The 17,713-nt window shown below is 69.3% G+C and carries 18 protein-coding genes; 4 read left to right on the forward strand and 14 right to left on the reverse strand.

Annotated elements, in window-relative coordinates; translation table 11 throughout:
* Window positions 1-24: 24 nt before the first annotated feature.
* Both serS and ACIA8K_RS15570 read right to left on the reverse strand, forming a co-directional pair.
* The gene (gene serS / locus ACIA8K_RS15565) at window positions 25-1,311 is read right to left on the reverse strand and encodes a serine--tRNA ligase (RefSeq protein WP_396059128.1); all 1,287 of its coding nucleotides are present in this window, start codon (window positions 1,309-1,311) and stop codon (window positions 25-27) included.
* A gap of 56 nt (window positions 1,312-1,367) precedes the next feature.
* Window positions 1,368-2,186, reverse strand: coding sequence for a hypothetical protein (locus tag ACIA8K_RS15570; protein WP_396059130.1), 819 nt, complete (start codon window positions 2,184-2,186; stop codon window positions 1,368-1,370).
* A 137-nt stretch (window positions 2,187-2,323) separates the two neighbouring features.
* Between ACIA8K_RS15570 and ACIA8K_RS15575 the strand changes: the two genes are divergently transcribed.
* The 3 genes from ACIA8K_RS15575 to ACIA8K_RS15585 all read left to right on the forward strand — a co-directional run bounded on the left by ACIA8K_RS15575 (window position 2,324) and on the right by ACIA8K_RS15585 (window position 3,956).
* The gene (locus tag ACIA8K_RS15575) at window positions 2,324-2,755 is read left to right on the forward strand and encodes an OsmC family protein (protein WP_396059132.1); all 432 of its coding nucleotides are present in this window, start codon (window positions 2,324-2,326) and stop codon (window positions 2,753-2,755) included.
* 68 nt (window positions 2,756-2,823) lie between these two features.
* Window positions 2,824-3,171: a metallopeptidase family protein gene (locus ACIA8K_RS15580; RefSeq protein ID WP_396059268.1), complete on the forward strand. Its 348-nt coding sequence runs from the start codon at window positions 2,824-2,826 to the stop codon at window positions 3,169-3,171.
* A gap of 50 nt (window positions 3,172-3,221) precedes the next feature.
* On the forward strand, window positions 3,222-3,956 hold the full coding sequence (locus ACIA8K_RS15585; RefSeq protein ID WP_396059134.1) for an AIM24 family protein: 735 nt from the start codon (window positions 3,222-3,224) through the stop codon (window positions 3,954-3,956).
* A 1,334-nt stretch (window positions 3,957-5,290) separates the two neighbouring features.
* Here the strand turns inward: ACIA8K_RS15585 and pheA are convergent.
* On the reverse strand, window positions 5,291-6,220 hold the full coding sequence (gene pheA, locus ACIA8K_RS15590; protein ID WP_396059136.1) for a prephenate dehydratase: 930 nt from the start codon (window positions 6,218-6,220) through the stop codon (window positions 5,291-5,293).
* Between the two features lie 64 nt (window positions 6,221-6,284).
* The gene (locus ACIA8K_RS15595; RefSeq protein WP_396059138.1) at window positions 6,285-6,524 is read right to left on the reverse strand and encodes a hypothetical protein; all 240 of its coding nucleotides are present in this window, start codon (window positions 6,522-6,524) and stop codon (window positions 6,285-6,287) included.
* Between the two features lie 19 nt (window positions 6,525-6,543).
* On the opposite strand from ACIA8K_RS15595, the gene ACIA8K_RS15600 reads away from it, so the two are divergent.
* Window positions 6,544-6,807: a hypothetical protein gene (locus tag ACIA8K_RS15600; RefSeq protein WP_396059140.1), complete on the forward strand. Its 264-nt coding sequence runs from the start codon at window positions 6,544-6,546 to the stop codon at window positions 6,805-6,807.
* Window positions 6,808-7,411: 604 nt separating this feature from the next.
* Here the strand turns inward: ACIA8K_RS15600 and ACIA8K_RS15605 are convergent.
* The 10 genes from ACIA8K_RS15605 to ACIA8K_RS15650 form a co-directional block, all read right to left on the reverse strand.
* The gene (locus ACIA8K_RS15605) at window positions 7,412-7,864 is read right to left on the reverse strand and encodes a hypothetical protein (RefSeq protein WP_396059142.1); all 453 of its coding nucleotides are present in this window, start codon (window positions 7,862-7,864) and stop codon (window positions 7,412-7,414) included.
* 714 nt (window positions 7,865-8,578) lie between these two features.
* A complete protein-coding gene (locus ACIA8K_RS15610) occupies window positions 8,579-9,307 on the reverse strand; it encodes a hypothetical protein (RefSeq protein WP_396059144.1) in 729 nt (242 codons plus the stop codon).
* A gap of 170 nt (window positions 9,308-9,477) precedes the next feature.
* The gene (locus ACIA8K_RS15615) at window positions 9,478-10,362 is read right to left on the reverse strand and encodes a DUF5926 family protein (RefSeq protein ID WP_396059146.1); all 885 of its coding nucleotides are present in this window, start codon (window positions 10,360-10,362) and stop codon (window positions 9,478-9,480) included.
* Window positions 10,363-10,430: 68 nt separating this feature from the next.
* Complete coding sequence (locus ACIA8K_RS15620; RefSeq protein WP_396059148.1) at window positions 10,431-10,868, reverse strand: ATP-binding protein; 438 nt, start codon at window positions 10,866-10,868, stop codon at window positions 10,431-10,433.
* 52 nt (window positions 10,869-10,920) lie between these two features.
* The gene (locus tag ACIA8K_RS15625) at window positions 10,921-12,378 is read right to left on the reverse strand and encodes an ATP-binding protein (protein WP_396059150.1); all 1,458 of its coding nucleotides are present in this window, start codon (window positions 12,376-12,378) and stop codon (window positions 10,921-10,923) included.
* Window positions 12,379-12,462: 84 nt separating this feature from the next.
* Complete coding sequence (locus ACIA8K_RS15630; RefSeq protein ID WP_396059152.1) at window positions 12,463-12,798, reverse strand: rhodanese-like domain-containing protein; 336 nt, start codon at window positions 12,796-12,798, stop codon at window positions 12,463-12,465.
* 19 nt (window positions 12,799-12,817) lie between these two features.
* On the reverse strand, window positions 12,818-14,101 hold the full coding sequence (locus tag ACIA8K_RS15635; protein ID WP_396059154.1) for an LCP family protein: 1,284 nt from the start codon (window positions 14,099-14,101) through the stop codon (window positions 12,818-12,820).
* 66 nt (window positions 14,102-14,167) lie between these two features.
* Complete coding sequence (locus tag ACIA8K_RS15640; RefSeq protein WP_396059156.1) at window positions 14,168-15,307, reverse strand: LCP family protein; 1,140 nt, start codon at window positions 15,305-15,307, stop codon at window positions 14,168-14,170.
* A gap of 115 nt (window positions 15,308-15,422) precedes the next feature.
* On the reverse strand, window positions 15,423-16,670 hold the full coding sequence (locus ACIA8K_RS15645; protein WP_396059158.1) for an LCP family protein: 1,248 nt from the start codon (window positions 16,668-16,670) through the stop codon (window positions 15,423-15,425).
* 57 nt (window positions 16,671-16,727) lie between these two features.
* Window positions 16,728-17,705 (reverse strand): UDP-glucuronic acid decarboxylase family protein, encoded by a 978-nt coding sequence (locus ACIA8K_RS15650; RefSeq protein WP_396059160.1) that lies wholly within the window; start codon window positions 17,703-17,705, stop codon window positions 16,728-16,730.
* Window positions 17,706-17,713 lie beyond the last annotated feature (8 nt).

Raw genomic sequence — 17,713 nt, forward strand, 5'->3', positions numbered from 1 at the left:
ATCAACACGCGGGGTACGCGAAGATCAGCGCTTGGCGACCGGCTCCAGCACCTCACGGCCGCCCAGGAACGGCTGCAGCGCCTTCGGCACGAGCACCGAGCCGTCGGCCTGCTGGTGGTTCTCCAGGATGGCGACGATCCACCGGGTGGTGGCGAGCGTGCCGTTGAGCGTGGCGACCGGCGCGGTCTTGCCGTCGGAGTCCCGGTACCGCACGTTGAGCCGGCGGGCCTGGAACGTGGTGCAGTTCGACGTCGAGGTCAGCTCGCGGTACGCGCCCTGCGACGGCACCCACGCCTCGCAGTCGAACTTGCGGGCCGCGCTGGTGCCGAGGTCGCCCGCCGCGGTGTCGATCACCCGGTACGGCAGCTCGCACTTGGCAAGCATCTGCTCCTCCCAGGCGAGCAGGCGCAGGTGCTCCTCGTGCGCGTCCTCCGGCCGGCAGTAGGAGAACATCTCGACCTTGTCGAACTGGTGCACCCGGATGATGCCCCGGGTGTCCTTGCCGTAGGACCCGGCCTCGCGCCGGAAACAGGTCGACCAGCCCGCGTACCGCTTCGGCCCGTCAAGATCCAGGATCTCGTTCATGTGGTACGCCGCGAGCGGCACCTCCGACGTGCCGACCAGGTAGAGGTCGTCCGCCTCCAGCCGGTAGATCTCGCTGGCGTGCGCGCCGAGGAAGCCGGTGCCCTCCATCGACTCCGGCTTGACGAGCACCGGCGTGATCATCGGGGTGAAGCCGTAGTCCACCGACTGCGAGATCGCCATCTGCAGCAGCGCCAGCTCAAGCAGCGCGCCGACGCCGGTCAGGTAGTAGAACCGGCTGCCCGAGACCTTCGCCCCGCGCTCCATGTCGATCGCGCCGAGCGTCTCGCCCAGCTCCAGGTGGTCCTTGATCGGGAAGCCCGGGTCGCGGTCCACGCCGATCCGGCCGTCCGGCGCGACCTCGCGGAGCACGACGTAGTCGTCCTCGCCGCCGGCCGGGGCGCCGTCCTCGACCAGGTTCGGAATGGCGAACTGGGCGCGCTTCAACTCCACCTCGGCCTCGCCGACCGCGGCCTCCGCGGCCTTGACCTCGGCGGCCAGGTCCTTGGTGCGGGCCAGCAGCGCGGTCTTCTCGTCCGGCGCGGCCTTGGGGATCTGCTTGCCGAGCGTCTTCTGCTCCGCGCGCAGCGCCTCGAAGCGCTGCACCGCTGACCGCCGGGACTCGTCCGCCGAGAGAAGGTCGTCAACCACGGAGTCCGACTCACCCCGCAGGCGCTGGCTTGCACGGAGCACGTCCGGGTTGTCACGAAGCAGGCGCAGATCAATCACAGCTGTTGAGCCTACCGGCCCGCCTCGGAGCGCTCACGTCGATATCGGCCCGGCGGTCACCGCCAGGGTTCGCGCCGCTCATCCGTGAAGCGGAACGGCTCGACCGGCTCCACGCTGAGGTCCAGCGGCGCGGCCGGGCGTTCGTCCGCGTGCCGGGGGACCACCGGCTGCCGCCACTCGTCCGAGTCCGGATCGACGCCGGGCCCGGACGCGGTCGCCGGCGGCAGCTCGCGCGGGTGGGGGACCAGGAAGACCGCGAGCCCGAGCAGCGCGATGCCGGCGACGCCGTACCACGCGCCGGGCTGTATCGAGATCCGCATCTCCGCGCCGTTGGTGTCGAAGACCAGCCCGCCGACGCGCACGGTGTCCGTGTCGCCGGTGATCAGCAGCGCGGCCGCGCAGGCGAGCGCGGCGCCGGCCATGCTGAGGCCGAGCACCCGGGCCTGTGCCCTGCCGGGCGCGCGGCCGAAGAGCGCGAGCGCGGCACAGCCGGCCAGCGCGATCGCGGCGCCGATGTAGCCGAACGCGACCACGCCGAACTGGTCCAGCCGCACCAGTATCGGCTCGAAGTCCTCGATGCCGAACTCCGCCCGGTTCACGGCGAGGTCGTAACGCTGCCACGCGGTGATCATGGAGGCGAAGACGCCGGCCGCACCGAGCGCCGCGAGCGCGCGCAGGCCGAACACGTCCAGCCTCGGCCGGACACGCCACCGGGAAAGGCGCGCGGGCCTCGTACCCTCGGCGGGTGATGGTGTCTGTGGTTCGTCGCCGCCGGACATCAGCAGGTCGGGGACGGCATGACCGTTGATCGGGGCTGAGTTGATCGGGGCTGAGTTGATCGGGGTTGTGGGGTCGCGGGGCGCCGGGTCTTCCATGGGAACGCCTCCCCTCCGGAGGATTCTGTCACGCCGAACTGGGATTTCCGCCTCCCACTGGACATGACGTCACAGTCCCGAGAGCGGTTGCCGGTTCCCCGCGTCTTTCCACGCCGGAGTGGGCTAGCGTCGGAGGCATGCCAATTCGCTCCGGCTCTGCCCGCTGGCAGGGCGATCTCACCGAGGGTTCCGGGACGGTCCGCACCGGCAAGGGCGGCCTCCAGGGCAACTACTCCTTCAAGTCCCGATTCGAAGAGGGCGAGGGTACGAACCCTGAGGAGCTGATCGGCGCCGCGCACGCCGCCTGCTTCTCGATGGCGTTCTCCAAGGCCCTCGCGGACGCCGGTTTCACGCCGACGTCTGTGGACACGACCGCCAAGGTCCACATGGGCAAGACGGACGCGGGCTTCTCCGTCACCAAGATCGACCTGGAGACCACCGGCGACGTGCCGGGCGTCGACGCCTCGACGTTCCAGAAGATCGCCGAGGAGGCCAAGGCCAACTGCCCGATCTCCCGGCTGCTCGCGCCCGGCGTCGAGGAAATCACGCTCAGCGCGAAACTCGCCTGATTCCACTCCGCGCACCCACCGGGTCGACGTCCGTGTCGGCCCGGTGGTGTCATGATTGCCGCGTGCCCGTGGAGATGGACCGCGACCGTTTCGAGGAACTCGTCGGCGAGGCGCTCGACGAGGTGCCGGAGCAGCTGCTCCGGCTGATGGACAACGTCGTCATCCTGGTGGAGGACGACTCCCCGCCCGACGGTCCCGAGCTGCTCGGCCTCTACGAGGGCCACGCGCTCACCGCGCGCGGCTGGGATTACGCGGGCGTGCTGCCCGACCGGATCACCATCTACCGCCACCCCATCCTGCGCATCTGTGACAGCGAGGACGACGTGGTCGACGAGGTCGCGGTGACGGTGGTCCACGAGATCGCCCACCACTTCGGCATCGACGACGCGCGGCTGCATGCGCTCGGCTGGGGTTGAACGCGCAGCTTAGGCTCAATATCGACACAGTCGTCCCGCTGGAGGAACACATGCGCAGCGCCCTATTCTCCGCTGAGAACCTGGAGAACAACGAGTCCCAGCAGCCCGGCATGCGACTGCAGAACTCGAAGATGCTGAAGTACCAGCTCAACGGCGAGATGATGGCCCGCACCGGCACCATGGTCGCGTACCAGGGGCAGATGCAGTTCCAGGCTCTCGGCTCGGGCGGCCTCGGCAAGTTCCTCAAGAAGCAGCTCACCGGCGAGGGCGTCCCGCTGATGAAGGTCTCCGGCCACGGCGACCTGTTCCTCGCGGACCGCGCCTCCGACATCCACCTGGTCGACCTGGAGCCCGGCGACGCGCTGTCCATCAACGGTGCCAACGTGCTCGCGTTCGATCCCACGCTCAACTACGACATCAAGATGGTCCAGGGCATGGGCATGCTCTCCTCCGCGGGCCTCTTCAACTGCGTCTTCACCGGCTACGGCCGGATCGCCATCACGTCAAACGGCTCCCCGGTCGTGCTCAGCATCGACGCCCCGACCTTCGTGGACCCCCAGTCCGCGATCTGCTGGTCCGCGAACCTCCAGACCGGCTACCACCGCGCCGACCAGCTCGGCATCGGCACGCTCCTCGGTCGTTCCACGGGCGAGGCGTTCACGATGAGCTTCGCCGGCCAGGGCTTCGTCGTCGTCCAGCCCTCCGAGGAGCCCCCGGGCGGCCACCCGGTCGGCGGCAGCACCCAGTCTTCCGGCGGCGGCCTCCTCGGCGGCCTGCTGGATTAAAGATCCAAAATCTTTCTTCCCACTCTGTGGGTGGCCGGGGCCCGCACGCTCCCGCGGGCACCGGTCGTCGCCCAGGGGCTCCTCCCTTCCAGCCCCGCGGTCGGCCAAAAACCCCCTGGCTGCAAACCGTCGATCACGCTCACCGACCCGGCGTCCCCAAGCGGGCAGCCTGCCGCGAACGTCCGGGAGGGCCCGGCGGCAGTGATCATGCACTGGGTTTCGCCCCCAGCGGGACCGCTCCGGAGCGACGTGCGGAGCGACGTGCGGAGCGCCAGCGGAGCCCCGGCGCTCCGCAAGGGCCGGCACCGAAGCCGCGAGTTCCGCAGATGTGCGGGTCGGTCGCGGCACTTCGGCAGCGCTCAATGGCCGGGCATGAACGCAAAGCCACACCGGATCCGCATATGTCAGGACACAGCCGACGCTCACGACCCGGCGCCTATGAAGATCCGCGGTCAGTGTCCGGGTTCGAGCGCTGCGCGCCCGATATTTCGTTATATAGCGGCCGCCTCGTGCGTTCGTCCTGACGTCGAAGGGTCAGGAAGGCCCACGTCAAGATCCTTGCGGCTCTGGTGGCCCTTATCGGAGCGGAATAAGGGCCATCAGAGCCGCAAGGATCTTGCATCCCGTCAGATGGACACGAGATCCCGAACAACGAACCCATCTCGGCGTGGAGTGCCCGAGCTGCTGTTGTCTCTGGCGCAGCGACACGTGAGAGCCAAGATCGACTGACTTCTTCGGTAGCTCCCGGCTTCGGTGCAGGTCCTTGCGACTACCCAGGCCGAGGTCAACTGCCCTGCTGTCAGCCGGCGGCTTCGGTGTGGGTCCTTGCGACTACCCAGGCTGAGATCAACTGCCCTGCTGTCGGCCCGCGGCTTCGGTGTGGGTCCTTGCGACTACCCAGGCTGAGATCAACTGCCCTGCTGTCAGCCCGCGGCTTCGGTGCCGGCCCTTGCGACTACCCAGGGCAAGCTCAACCGGCTTTCCCGGCTACGCCCGCTCTCTCGGTGCCAGCCTTGCGACCGCTCAGACCGTGACCGCTCAGACCGTGACCGCTCAGACCGTGACCGCTCAGACCGTGACCGCTCAGACCGTGACCGCTCAGACGATGACCGTGCTACCCCGCGTGCCGCGAGACCGCCGACCAGCCGGAACGGCCCGTCAGACTCCTGGCCTCGATGCCGGCCCTTCGATCGTCAGGCCCCGGGTCGCCGCACGCGAATGGGCAACAGAGTCGGGAGCATGCGGCCCGGACCACCGCGGAGTGGAAATTGGCTTTCCAGCTCTTGATCATGGGTTTGCCTATGGTGGTCCGCTGTCGCGGAGGATCGGCCGGGCTAGTGGCCTCGGCGGAGCTGGTCGACCCAGGAGGCCGCGGCGGCGAAGTCACCGTCGGAGAGGTTGGCGGGGGCGGGGACCGGATTGTCGAGTTCCGGGGTCCAGCGGTGGCGGGGGTAGGAGCCGAGGAAGCGGACGTCGGCGCAGACGCGGCGCAGGCCCTGGAGCGCCTCGCCGAAGCGGATCTCGGCGACGTGGCCGGCGCAGTCGAGGAAGAAGACGTAGCGGCCGAGCTGTTCGCCGGTCGGGCGGGACTCGATGCGGGTCAGGTTGATGCCGCGGACGGACAGCTCGGTCAGCACGGTGAGCAGCGCACCGACCTGGTCATGCCGGATTATCAGCGCGAGTGAGGTGAGGTCGTCGCCGGTCCGCGCGGGGGGTGCGCCCGGGCGGGTGACAAGCGCGAACCGGGTCACGGCGTGCGAGTGGTCGGCGATTTTGTCGGCCAGCACGGACAGCTCGTATCGGGTGGCGCCCAGCGGCGCACAGATCGCGGCGTCGAACTCGCCCTCCGCGGCCGCGATCGCCGCCGCCGAGTTGGACAGCACGTCCGTGACCTCGGCCTGCGGCAGGTGGGCGCGCAGCCAGTTGCGGCACTGGGTGGACGCCTGTGGGTGCGCCGCCACGGTACGGATGTCGCCGAGCCGGGTCCCGGCGCGCGCGCCGAGCACGAACTCCACCGGTATCACCACCTCGCGGGTGATCATCAGGGGCGCGCCGGCGATCAGCTCGTCAAGCGTGATCGGGACCGCGCCGCCGATCGAGTTCTCAAGCGGAACCAGCGCGGCGTCCGCGTCGCCGGCCCGGACCGCATCAAGCGCCTCCGGCACGCTGCGCGCGGGCACGCGGTCACCCGCGATCGCCTCCTTCACCGTGAGCAGCGCCTGCTCGGTGAACGTGGCCTCGGGACCCAGATAGACGAAGCGCATGCGCAAACTCTAGAGCCTTCGCCGATCCGGGGATCGCAGCGCGGACCCCACAGCCTCCAGGCGTTCAGATCTCCAGCCGGTTCGACGGCGTGCCCTCGGGAAGCGTGGGAGTGCCCCCGGGAAGCGTGGGAGTGCCCCCGGGGAAGGCCGGCGTTGTCGGCGCGGCGGTGGGCAGCGACGCCTCGTCGCAGGCGACCGCGCGAACCGCCGCCGGCGCCGCGCCCCGCACCCGGGGACTGCACACGTTGGTCCCGGCCGTGACCAGTTTCAGGCTCTCCGGCGCACCGCTTGTCACCACGAACATCGGCTCCGCCTCAGGGATCGTGACCAGGCTTATCTGCCACGTCCCCGCGCAGTACGGCCCGCTTGCCACCCGCGCCGTACCCGCCGCCGGCACCAGCCCGCCCGTGCTCCGCAGCACCGCGATCACGCCCGCCGCCGCCGGCCTCCCCGCACACGCCACAAGCACCGCCTCGGCGAAGCCCGTCGTAGTCGGCACCCCGGCCGGCGTCGGCCACGGCGCCGTCTCGGTCGGCTCCCCCCACCCCGGCACGGACGCAACCCCCGACGGCACCGCCCGCGGATGACGCGACTGCTCCAGCTCAGGGGGCACCCCACAGGCACCAGTCACAACACAGACCCCAAAAGCCGCGAGGGTACGCAGCACGCGCGAGACAGGCACGACGCAGATATTAGGCCCGTTCCCCCCATTCATCGAGCACCCCCACTGCCCGCCCAGCCGAGTCCACGCGAGGCACGCCCGAAATCGCCGGCGTCAGCCAGTCACACCGCTCGCTCAACCCGCGCTTTAGTCTGCAGTTTCTCCGGACCCGCCGCTTGCTTGACCACGTCGTCAGGCGCGGACGCCCAAGGAAGGCCGGTGTCAGGCAGACACGCAACGCGCCCACCGATCTTCGTCTGCAGTTTCCCCCGACCCGCGCGGAAGACGACCACGTCGTGAGGCGCGGACGACCGAGGAACGTCGGTGTCAGTCAGACACGCTTTTCGTCTGCCTGACACCGCCGTCCGCAGGCCGTGGCGTCGAGCCTGGAGGAGCGAAGCGACGACCATAAGCAGAGCGCGGACGACCGAGGAACGTCGGTGTCAGTCAGACACGCTTTTCGTCTGCCTGACACCGCCGTCCGCAGGCCGTGGCGTCGAGCCTGGAGGAGCGAAGCGACGACCAGAAAATCAAGTGATCTGCGCGAAGAAGGTCAGGGAACCGCTGACGGCGGCGTCCTGGAAGAGCGGGGTGGCGATCCCGTCGACCGTTTCGTCAGTGCCGGGCTCAGCCGCGCCGTCGACGCGCATCAACCCACGGGCCAGGCGCCCGGACGTGACCGCGAGCAGCGGCGGGATCTTGTCGATATCCGAGTCGGTGAGCAGGTTCCGGTTCGCCGTGAAGTCGATCAGCCGGAGCACGGTAAGCAGCGGCCGCCCCACAATCTCGCCCGGCTCACCCATGCCGAGCAGCGCACAGCACGACGGCGAGGCCGCGACAATCTTGAGGTTGGTGTCGATCACCAGGCACTGCTCTGCGGCGGTCTCCGCGACGGCCGCCCACCCCGCCATGCCGGTCAGCGGCGCGGACACCGGCGGCGCGAACTGGTGACCGGAGAGCGACAGCTCGATCTGGTGTGCCAACACACGCCTCCCAACCTGGTGCCGACGGACCGCAGCGGGCCGGACTCGACAACTCTAGCCCCGAAAGATCGCCCCAGCCCTGCCGGGATACCGACAGTGTCCATGGTCGTCGCTTCGCTCCTCCTGGCTCGACGCCACGGCCTGCGGACGGCGGTGTCAGGCAGACGAAGAGCGTGTCTGACTGACACCGACGTTCCTCGGTCGTCCGCGCCTCACGACGTGGTCCAGAACCGCGCGGGTCGGGAGAAACTGCAGCACAACCCCGCTCTTCCCCAGCCAGCACGCCTGGCCAGAACGTCAACTTCGCAAAACCGCACCACACTGCTCTTTATCCGCAGTTCCCCTCACCACAGCGGTTCTGCACCGCCCACGTGAGGGCCGACGATCGATGAAAGTCGGTGCCAGCCAGACACGCAACGCGCCACCGATCTTCGTCTGCAGCTCTCCCTGACCACGGCGGTTCGGACCGCCCACGTGAGGCACGACGAGTGAGGAAGGTCGGTGTCAGCCAGACACGCAACGCGCCACCGATCTTCGTCTGCAGTTTCTCCGGACCGTCGCGTTTCTGTACCGCCCACGTGAGGCGCGGACGACCGAAGAAAGTCGTTCTCAGTCAGACACGCTTTTCGTCTGCCTGAGAACGACTTTCTTCGGCCGTGGCGTCGAGCCCGGAGGAGCGAAGCGACGACCAGAAGCAGAGCGACGACCAGAAGGCTAGTGCGCCGTGCGCCCGTCGGAGTACCAGCGGTAGTTTTCGGCGGCGCGGTAGGGGGCGTTGAGCCAGGTGGAGGGGTGTTCGGCGACCTGGGTGAGCTTGCTGGCGGTCTCCGCGCTGATTCGGGCGCCGCCCGCGACCAGGAGACGGTCCAGCTCGCGCTCGGTGGCGACGAGACAGTCCTTCGGTAGGCCGTAGACGCTGATCACGCCGGTTCCCACGAAGGTGAGCACGGGCGTGACCGGGATCGCGTGACCGACTGCGGCGGTGAGCGCCTTGGCGGCGCGCTTGGCGTCGCGCCTGGCCTCGGACACGTAGTTCGGCCGCTTACCGTTGATCTGTACGACGTCGCCTGCGATGAGCACGCGGGCCCGGCCGTGATCTGCCACCGCGACCGCGAAGATGCCTCCGGGGCCGATTGCGAGGAACCCGGCGCGCTCGTCCTGCGCGTCGAGGTCAAGCAACTGGCTTGGGGACATGTCGGCGCGGGGCCAGTCGACGATGTGCCACGCCGGGCCGAGACGGTCCAACCGCGACAGTGCACGGTGGCCGGCGGCCTCGATGCGGCGTGCGTCACGCTCGGCGCGGCGGCGACGGGCCCATTCGACGGGACCCGGTCGGACGCCGTCCAGCGGCACCGGGAGTCCGTCGTCCTGGCGGGGACGGATCTCGCCGGCGGTGAGCGCACGTTGAGTGGGGACGGTTGTACGAGCGGAAAAGACAGACATCGGTACCTCCGGCAAAAGGTCCCATTGGTTGTCGTGACACTACGGTACGTGGTTGACCCGGTACGGAAGAAGCCCCAAGCCCCGGAATTCTGCGGAGTGAGACGTGAATCCGTGCTATTCACCTTTTTCCCACATGGCGCACGCCGCCGCGAGTCGACGGCGGGTGAAAATCAGCGCAACGTGAGCTGGCGGCCGAGAAGTCCCTGCTTGGCGCGCCGAGCAGCACTGTCCAGAGTGTCCTCGCTCAGAGCGTCGGCGTACCGCTTGGCGAAATCCGCGAGTGGCGCCTCCCACTCTGCCGCCTCCCGGTCGACCGGGAGGTCCCAGACCGGAACCAGCACGCCGTGCGCCCGGAACATGCCGGCGAACTTGGTGTCCTCGCCGAGCTTGAGTTCGCCGGCGGCGCTGAGCCGGGCCAGCGCGTTGAGCGCGGCGTCCTCATTGTCCGAAAGCACCCACCGCACGTGGGATTTCTCCGGTACGCGACACCAGTACGCGGCCGGCGCGGCGGCGAGCCGCACGGTCGGGTAGACGGAGGCGTTCGCCCGCTCGAGCGACGCCTTCACGTTCGGGTCGTCGGTCGCGCCCTCGTCAAGCCAGAAGTCGAACCCGTCGTGCATGGTGACGTCGAGCGGGCCGTCCTCCAGCACGTCCTGCAGCCGCGGGCCGGGGCCGGGCAGCGCGGGCACCGAGACGGTGCCGCCCGGGGTGGTCTCCAGCGCGGAGAGCAGCGCGGCGGCCAGGTCGCGGGAGACGTCGCCGGACTGGATGTGCCGCTGGAGGCCGATGAAGACGCGGCCGTCGGGGCGGGTCATCGCAGGCCAGGCCATCGGCAGCACGGTCGCGAGCGTGACGCTGCGCTCGCCGTACCGCTCCACCAGATCGGGGGCCAGGCGCAGTGGGGCGGACGCGGCCGGGACCAGCTCGCGCAGCGCGACCCACTCCGCTTCGTCGGTGAGGCCCTCGAACGGCCGGTGGACGAAGATGTCCCGGACCTTCTGGCGCTTGGGTGCCGCGTCGGCGGCAGACTGAGTGTTCCTACGGCGCTTGCTCACGGCGACCCAGCCTAGGCGGTCGGCCTGCCGGGCGTCTCGTCCGGCGCGTCCCGTTCGCGGGAATTTCGTCAGGCAGGGTTGAATTCGGCCCAGACCGAGTGACCTGACGCGTCCCGGTCGGTGCCCCAGCATCGGGCCAACGCGGCCACGATGCCGAGTCCACGGCCGTCGATCGAGCGCGGCCCGGCATCGCGTGGGCGTGGTCCGGTCGAGGCGCCGCCGTCGGTCACCCGCACTTCGAGAACTGGTGCGGCTCCGGTGGCCCGGCGCAGCGCCCAGCTCAGCCGGATCACGCCGCCGGGCAGCGGGCGCGCGTGCCGGATCGCGTTGCTGAGCAGCTCCGCCACGACCATGACGACGTCGCACAGCAGGTTCGGGGTGATCGACCCGGTCAGTTCCTGGGTCAGGCGGCGGCGTGCCGCGCGGACGCCCTGCGCGTGGTGCGGTACAACGAGGTTCCAGGACTGAGCGGCACCGTCGCTCCCGTTCTGTCGCACGGCCGTCATGCGCCGCCCCCTCGCAGGTCTCGGAGATCCCCGCTGCGGCGTGACCGGTCGGTCAGCCGCGGGGCAGGCGTACCTCTACGATCGCCCCTCCGCCCGGCCGTGGCCGGATGGAGGCCCATCCGTTCTGCCGCTCGACGATCCGGCGGACCAGGAACAGTCCGAGGCCGGCGCCGGGATAGCGGCGGTGGTCGCCGGATTCGCCCTGCCAGAAGCGGTCGAATGCGCGTTCCACGTGCTCAGGACGTACCCCGATGCCCCGGTCGCTAACCCGGAACGCCACGGTCTGCTCGTCCGCCTCCGCGGTGAGTTCGACGGGGGAGTCGCCCTCGGCGTACTTCCCGGCGTTCGTCGCCAGCTCGGTCAGCACGGTGGCGACGGCGGCACGGTCGCCGAGCGCCTTCGGCAGATCGTCCGGAAGCGCGAGCGTGATCCGGCGGCGCAGGTCACCGGGGAGCCCGGTCACGGCCGCGCGCAGCGCCTCCACCAGGTCGAACGGTGCCGGTGTGGCGCCGCCGATCGGGCCGAGGCCGCCGGTGGTGGCCAGCAGCCGGTCGACCAGCCGGGCCAGGTCGGTGGAGCGCTGGCCGATCGCGCGGGCGGCCTCACGGCGGTCCTCGTCCTCAAGCGCGTCCCAGTGTCCGGTGAGCGTGTCCGCGTACCCCTTGATCACGGTGACCGGCGTGCGCAGCTCGTGGCTGGTGACGGCGAGGAAGAGGTCCCAGTCGTGGTTGAGCTGGTGCTGGTCGCTGACGTCGCGGAAGGTGACCACGCGGGAGTACGAGCGGCCCGGCAGGTCCCCGGCCGCGATCTTCATCCAGCGGCCGTCCGGCAGGCGGTGGTCGATCACCCGGCCGGTCGGCGGCGACGGGAACGGCAGCGGGCGGTTCAGCGCCTGGACGGCGGTGCGGCCGGTGATCCGTTCCGCCGCCGGGTTCCACAGCCGCACGTAGCCCTGGGAGTCGACGATCGCGAGACCGTCCGCGAGCGCGGCCACCACCGGGCCGTCACCGTGCACGGGAAGGCCGGACTGGTCGCCGTAGAGGTGGGCGACGGAGACCGCGACGTAGCCGAGCAGCGCGTGCGCCTCGGACCCGCTGGTCTCGTCGTCCGCGAAGTAGGCGTGCAGGGAGCCGAGCGCGAGCCCGCCGGCCTCGACCCGGGCACCGAGCATGCGCCGGATGCCGCGCGCGGCGAACTGCTGCGCCAGCTCGGCCGGGAGCGTGGAGACCGGCACGTCATTTGTCGCCGGGCCGGAGAGCAGCCGGGCGACGGACGGGTCGGCGTGGTCGACCGCGCGGCCGAGCGCCCAGCTGGACGCACCGCAGGCCGCGATCACCCGGCCGCGGCTGGGCCCGTATTCGGCGAAGGAGACGCCGAGCGCGCCGAGCGCGGTCTGCACGACCTCAAGCAGGTGGTTCAGCGCGGTCACGCCTGATGCACCCGAGTTGATCATGTTGATGACGGCGGTGTGCCCGGCGATGAACGAGGCATAGTCGGGACGTTCCGGCATGGTATGAGTCTGCCTCGCCATCCGGGTTTCCGGCAGTGTCCGGTCGCCCGAGGGCGCCGAGCGTCACACTTGACGCGCCGGACGTCAGATGATGCGCGGGGGATTCCCATCGTCGGTTACCACGTCGCGGGACGCCGCCGACCAGGCCTTCATGCCACCGTCAAGGTTGCGCACGTTGTCCCAGCCGTTGTTGAGCAGATAGTTCACGACCTGACCGCTGCGGCCGCCCATCCGGCAGACGACGACCACGTCGCCGTCGGACGGGATCTCGTCCAACCGCGCCGGGACCTCCTGCATCGGCAGGTGGTGGGCGCCGGGCGCGTGGCCGGCGTCCCACTCGTCCTGCTCGCGGACGTCGAGGAGATAGGCACCGGCCGGAACGTCGCCGGCGGTCACGCTGGGGAGTTGTGATCCAAACACGCCTTCAGCGTACGACGCGTCAGCTCCGCGAAACGACCGCGGGGTTCTCGACCACGAAATCGAGCAGACGGTCCTCCCGTACCGCCTCGAACATGGTGACGCTGAGGTCGGAAAGCTGCTCGTACTCCGTACCCTCGATGGTCACGGGGTTGAATCTGCCGCCGTTGGTGTTGAGTGTCAGCACGTCGCCGGCGGGCACGCCCTTGAGCGCGAAGATGAAGTCCGCGATCGGGATGCCGCCGGTGTCGAGCGTGAACGCCGCGCCCGCCGCGTGGATCAGGTTGTTGACCTGCAGCGGGTTGGTGGTGACGCCGCTGCTCGTGGCCTTCCGCACGATCGCCTTGATCATCTGCTGCTGGTGTCGCTGCCGGCCGTAGTCGCCGTCGCTGAGGCTGTAGCGCTGCCGGGAGAAGTCGAGCGCCTGGGTGCCGTTCATCTCCTGGCAGCCCTGCTGGTAGACGACCGGCTCGGCGGCCCAGCGCTGCCCGGCCCGGCGCGCGTCCGTCTTGTACATCTGTTCGCCGTCGACAAGCACCATGTGGTGCGAGACCGTCTCCTCGTCCACGCACATCCGCACGCCGCCGAGCGCGTCGATGACGTTCTTGAACCCGCCGAAGTCGATGATCGCCGCGCCGTCGAAGCCGATGCCTGTCGCCTTCTTGAGCGTCTCGGCCATCAGCTGGGCGCCGCCGGCCCAGTCGCCACCGTTCTGCGCGCCGTAGTAGAACGCGTCGTTGACCTTCGCGGTGGCGCCCGGGAAGCCGTTGCGCTCGAACGGCGGGATCTCGGCAAGCATGTCGCGCGGTACGGAGATCAGGAACGCCTGGTCGTGCGTCGCCGGGATGTGCAGGATGACGATCGTGTCGGCGCGGGTGTTGTTCTCCTGCCAGCTCTCCCGTACGTCCACGCCGAGCAGCAGCATGTCGATGGCGCCGTCCACGCTGTCGCCGCCCTCGGCCGCGCTCTTGCTGCCGTCGCCGAGCAGGTTGTCCTGGGTGATGTTCCTGGTCGCCTCGTCGATCAGCACGTGCGCCCCGGCCAGCGCGCCGACGCTGAGCATCAGCACCACAGCGCCGAGCGTCACGGCGAGACGGGCCCAGAGCGGGCTCCGGCGGCGGGGCCGGGCACGGTGACGTTGCCCGGTGACCGGCGGCGGCTGCGGCCTCTGCGACGGCTGCGGCCTCTCCGGCCTCTGCGGAGGCGGGGTCGGCTCGATGACCGGCCGGACGATGGTCTGGACGCGGGTCGGCGCGTTCCACCGGGGCTCCACGAGCGGCGCGTCAGGACGGTACCGGACATGCATGCCGAACTCTCCCAGGTGGTGACGATACGGACATCACCTGGTGTAACGAGTCTGCCGAAGTTCGGGTCAGGCGGACTTCGCGATGAACTGCGGGTGCTCGATCAGGAACGTGCCGAGTGTGCCGGTCTTCGCCGCGTTCAGCATGGCAAGTGACTCGTCGTCAAGCGACTCGTAGGAGACGCCGTCGATCAGCTCGGAGCGCAGGTTGCCCTCGTTCGTCTTGATCAGCATCAGGTCGTTCGCCGCGACGCCCTTGAGCGTGAAGATGTAGTCCGCGACCGCGATGCCCTGGGTGTCCAGGATGAACGCGTCGCCGGCCGCCTTGGTCAGCTCGTTGAGCTTGCCGAGGTCGGTGAGCACGCCGCTTGTGGTGGCCTTCTTGGCGATCGCCTTGATCAGCTGCTGCTGGTGGCGCTGGCGGCCGTAGTCGCCGTCGCTGAGGCTCTTCCGGATGCGGGCGTAGTCGAGCGCCTCTGTCGCGTTCATCGTGCGGCAGCCGGTCTTGTGGACCAGTGGCTTCACGCCGGCCGGCAGTTGGATGCCGCTGGTCTCCGAGTACCACCCCTGGACGAGCTTGCCGTCGGAGTCGACGCCGAGGTGGGCCGACTCGGCCTCCTCGTCGACGCACATGTCCACGCCGCCGAGCGCGTGGATCACGCTTGCGAAACCGTTGAAGTCGATAAGCGCGGCGCCGTTGAACGTGATGCCGGTGATCTTATTGAGCGTGGTGGCCAGCAGCTCCATGCCGCGGCTGCGCTTCTCGATCTCGGTGCCGTCGCCCTGGTAGCCGTACGAGAAGGCAGAGTTGATCTTCTCGGTCGAGCCCTCGAAGCCGGTCTTCGCGAACGCCGGGATCTCCACCCGCCAGTCGCGCGGGATCGAGATGAGGTAGGCCTGATCGTGCGTGGCCGGAATGTGCAGGATGATGATCGTGTCGGAGAGCACCGACGTGACGGAGGAGCCCTCCTCGCGGGCGTCGATGCCGACGAGCAGCAGGTTCACCGCGCCGTCGATGTTGTTGCCACCCTCCTGGGCGGCCGCACCGGCGTTGTCCTGCAACAGGTTCGTCTGGGTGATCGAGTCGGTCGCCTGACTGATCAGCGTCTGCGCGGCGACAAGTGTGCCGCCGCTCACCACCACCAGCACCACACCGAAAACGAGGATGAGCCGCGCCCACAGCGGGTCTTTTCGTCGCTTGGCCGCCACTCGTGAGATCCCCTCGACTCTTGACCGATGAGCGCCAAGTTAAGGTCGAGCTGTCAAACACGCGGCGTCCCAGAGGTTGCCGGAAGGTAAACAACCCCTGGGAAACCGCTAGGTGTCACGGAGTCGTTTTGGCTTGTGGCTCTGCGTTTGCCTTCGTCCAGTCGCCCATCCGGTCGTTCGCGATCGCGTCGAAGAGTGCGAGCGCCGGCTCCCGGTCGGAAAGCACCACCGACTGACCGTCGCGCTCGTCACTGCCCTTGTTCGGGCTGGTGATGAACGTCAGATCGTCACTTCGCAGACTGCGGAATTCCAGCGCCACGTCGACGAGCGAGAAGTTCTCGTCCACTGTCACCGCGTTCGTCGTCGCCTTGAGGAACGCGTCCATCCGCCCGGCGTCGGTAAGCGTGCCCGAACTCGCGGCCTTGTCCAGCAACGCCTTCAGGAACTCCTGCTGGTGGCGCATCCGGGCGAAGTCGCCGTCCGGGAACTGCTTGCGCTGCCGGATCCAGTCCAGCGCCTCCTCGCCGTTCATGTGGTTCACACCCTCCTCGAAGGTGCGGAACGGCTTGTGGATCGAGGTGGTCTTCTGCTCGACCTTGAGGTCCACACCGTCAAGTGCGTCAGTGACCTCCTTGAAGCCGGCGAAGTCGATCGCGGCCACGTTGTCGATCCGCACGTCCGTGAAGCACTCCACGGTCTTCACCGCAAGCGGCAGGCCGCCGAACGCGAACGCAGCGTTGATCTTGTCTGGCGCGCTGTCCTTGCAGTCGGCGCCGGCGCTGGTCGGGATCTGCACGTACAGGTCTCGCGGTATCGAGACGAGGTACGCCTTCTGATGGTCGGCCGGGATGTGCATCAGGATGATGGTGTCGCTGCGCCACTCGCTTGCCTGGCCGCTCTGCGCGTCCGGGTCCCGGGAGTCGCTGCCGACAAGCAGTATGTTCATCGTGCCCTCGACCGGCTTCTCCGGCCGGCCGTCGCGCAGGTCCGAGAACGCGTCGGTGCGCTTGAGATCGCCGTTCAGATTCGACGCGTACGCCCAGAGGCCGCCGCCGAGCGCGAGCAGCAGCACCAGCACCGCGATGCCGCCGACAAGCGCGATGCGCCGCCAATTGGGGCGCAACGGAGGCCGGCCGCCGCTGTAGGTGCCCCGGCCACCCCGCGGCGGCTCGCCACCCCGGCCGCCGCCACCGGAGCGGGCCGGCGCGCGGGTGCCGTTTCCGTAGGACCCGGATCGGCCGGCGCCCCGCCCGGGACGCACCGATGTGCCCCCGCTCGGCGCCGACGTCCGCCCGCGCGGGCCGCCCGCGTCACGCCGGTACTCTCCGGCGCCGAATGATCCAGTTTGAGCCGTGGGTGACATGTATCCCAGAGTACGTAGCTATCGCACGTTCGCTCGGCAACGCACAGTAAATCCAGGTCAGCTCACTCGGGACCGGAAGTACTCGATAGTCCTGCTCAGGCCCTCGTCCGGCCCGACGGACGGCTCGTAGCCGAGCAGCGTGCGGGCGAGCGTCAGGTCGGGGCGGCGCTTCTCCGGATCGTCCGAGGTGCGCTCCACGAACGCCACGGAGGAGGAGCTGCCGGCCAGCTCGGTGATCTTCTCGGCCAGCTGGCGCATGGTGAACTCGTGCTCGGTGCCGCAGTTGATCGGCCCGGTCTCGGTCGAGTCGAGCAGCAGCAGGATGCCGCGGACCAGATCGTCCACGTAGGTGATCGAGCGGGTCTGCGAGCCGTCGCCGTGCACGGTGATCGGCTCGCCGCGCAGCGCCTGGCTGATGAAGGTCGGGATCGCGCGGCCGTCGTCCGGGCGCATACGCGGGCCGTACGTGTTGAAGATGCGGACGATCGCCACGTCCGTACCCCGGCTGCGGTGGTATCCCATCGTCGCGGCCTCGGAGAAGCGCTTCGCCTCGTCGTACACGCTGCGGATGCCGACCGGGTTGACGTTCCCCCAGTAGGACTCCGGCTGCGGGTGCACGTGCGGGTCGCCGTACGCCTCGGAGGTGGAGGCCATCAGGAACCGGGCGCCGTCCGAGGTCGCGCGCTCAAGCAGGTTGAGCGTGCCGATCGAGCCGACCCGGAGGATCTCCACCGGCAGCGAGCCGAAGTCGGTCGGGCTGGCCGGCGACGCCATGTGCAGGATCGCGTCGAACCGCTCCGCGATCGCCGGGTGGTGACCGGGCAGGCCCTCGGAGATGTCCGCCTCGACGAGCGTGAACCGCGGCTCGTCGGCAAGGTGCCCCAGGTTGTCCTTGGCACCGGTGATGAAGTTGTCCACCACCACGACCGTGCAGCCACGGCTGATCAACGCATCGACAAGGTGCGACGGGACGAAGCCGGCTCCGCCGGTGACGAGAACCCGGTGGCCCTCTCCGAAACGCTGGGCAATGACCATGGTGCCCA

Origin of the sequence: Catenuloplanes sp. NPDC051500 (genome assembly GCF_044454585.1) — a bacterium.
Taxonomy (GTDB): Bacteria; Actinomycetota; Actinomycetes; order Mycobacteriales; family Micromonosporaceae; genus Catenuloplanes.

Coding starts and splice junctions, on each gene's coding strand:
- ACIA8K_RS15570 (WP_396059130.1), bottom strand. CDS start 2,186: ATGGAAGACCCGGCGCCCCGCGACCCCACAACCCCGATCAACTCAGCC.
- ACIA8K_RS15575 (WP_396059132.1), top strand. CDS start 2,324: ATGCCAATTCGCTCCGGCTCTGCCCGCTGGCAGGGCGATCTCACCGAG.
- ACIA8K_RS15585 (WP_396059134.1), top strand. CDS start 3,222: ATGCGCAGCGCCCTATTCTCCGCTGAGAACCTGGAGAACAACGAGTCC.
- pheA (WP_396059136.1), bottom strand. CDS start 6,220: ATGCGCTTCGTCTATCTGGGTCCCGAGGCCACGTTCACCGAGCAGGCG.
- ACIA8K_RS15595 (WP_396059138.1), bottom strand. CDS start 6,524: ATGTTCGTGGTGACAAGCGGTGCGCCGGAGAGCCTGAAACTGGTCACG.
- ACIA8K_RS15610 (WP_396059144.1), bottom strand. CDS start 9,307: ATGTCTGTCTTTTCCGCTCGTACAACCGTCCCCACTCAACGTGCGCTC.
- ACIA8K_RS15620 (WP_396059148.1), bottom strand. CDS start 10,868: ATGACGGCCGTGCGACAGAACGGGAGCGACGGTGCCGCTCAGTCCTGG.
- ACIA8K_RS15625 (WP_396059150.1), bottom strand. CDS start 12,378: ATGCCGGAACGTCCCGACTATGCCTCGTTCATCGCCGGGCACACCGCC.
- ACIA8K_RS15635 (WP_396059154.1), bottom strand. CDS start 14,101: ATGCATGTCCGGTACCGTCCTGACGCGCCGCTCGTGGAGCCCCGGTGG.
- ACIA8K_RS15645 (WP_396059158.1), bottom strand. CDS start 16,670: ATGTCACCCACGGCTCAAACTGGATCATTCGGCGCCGGAGAGTACCGG.
- ACIA8K_RS15650 (WP_396059160.1), bottom strand. CDS start 17,705: ATGGTCATTGCCCAGCGTTTCGGAGAGGGCCACCGGGTTCTCGTCACC.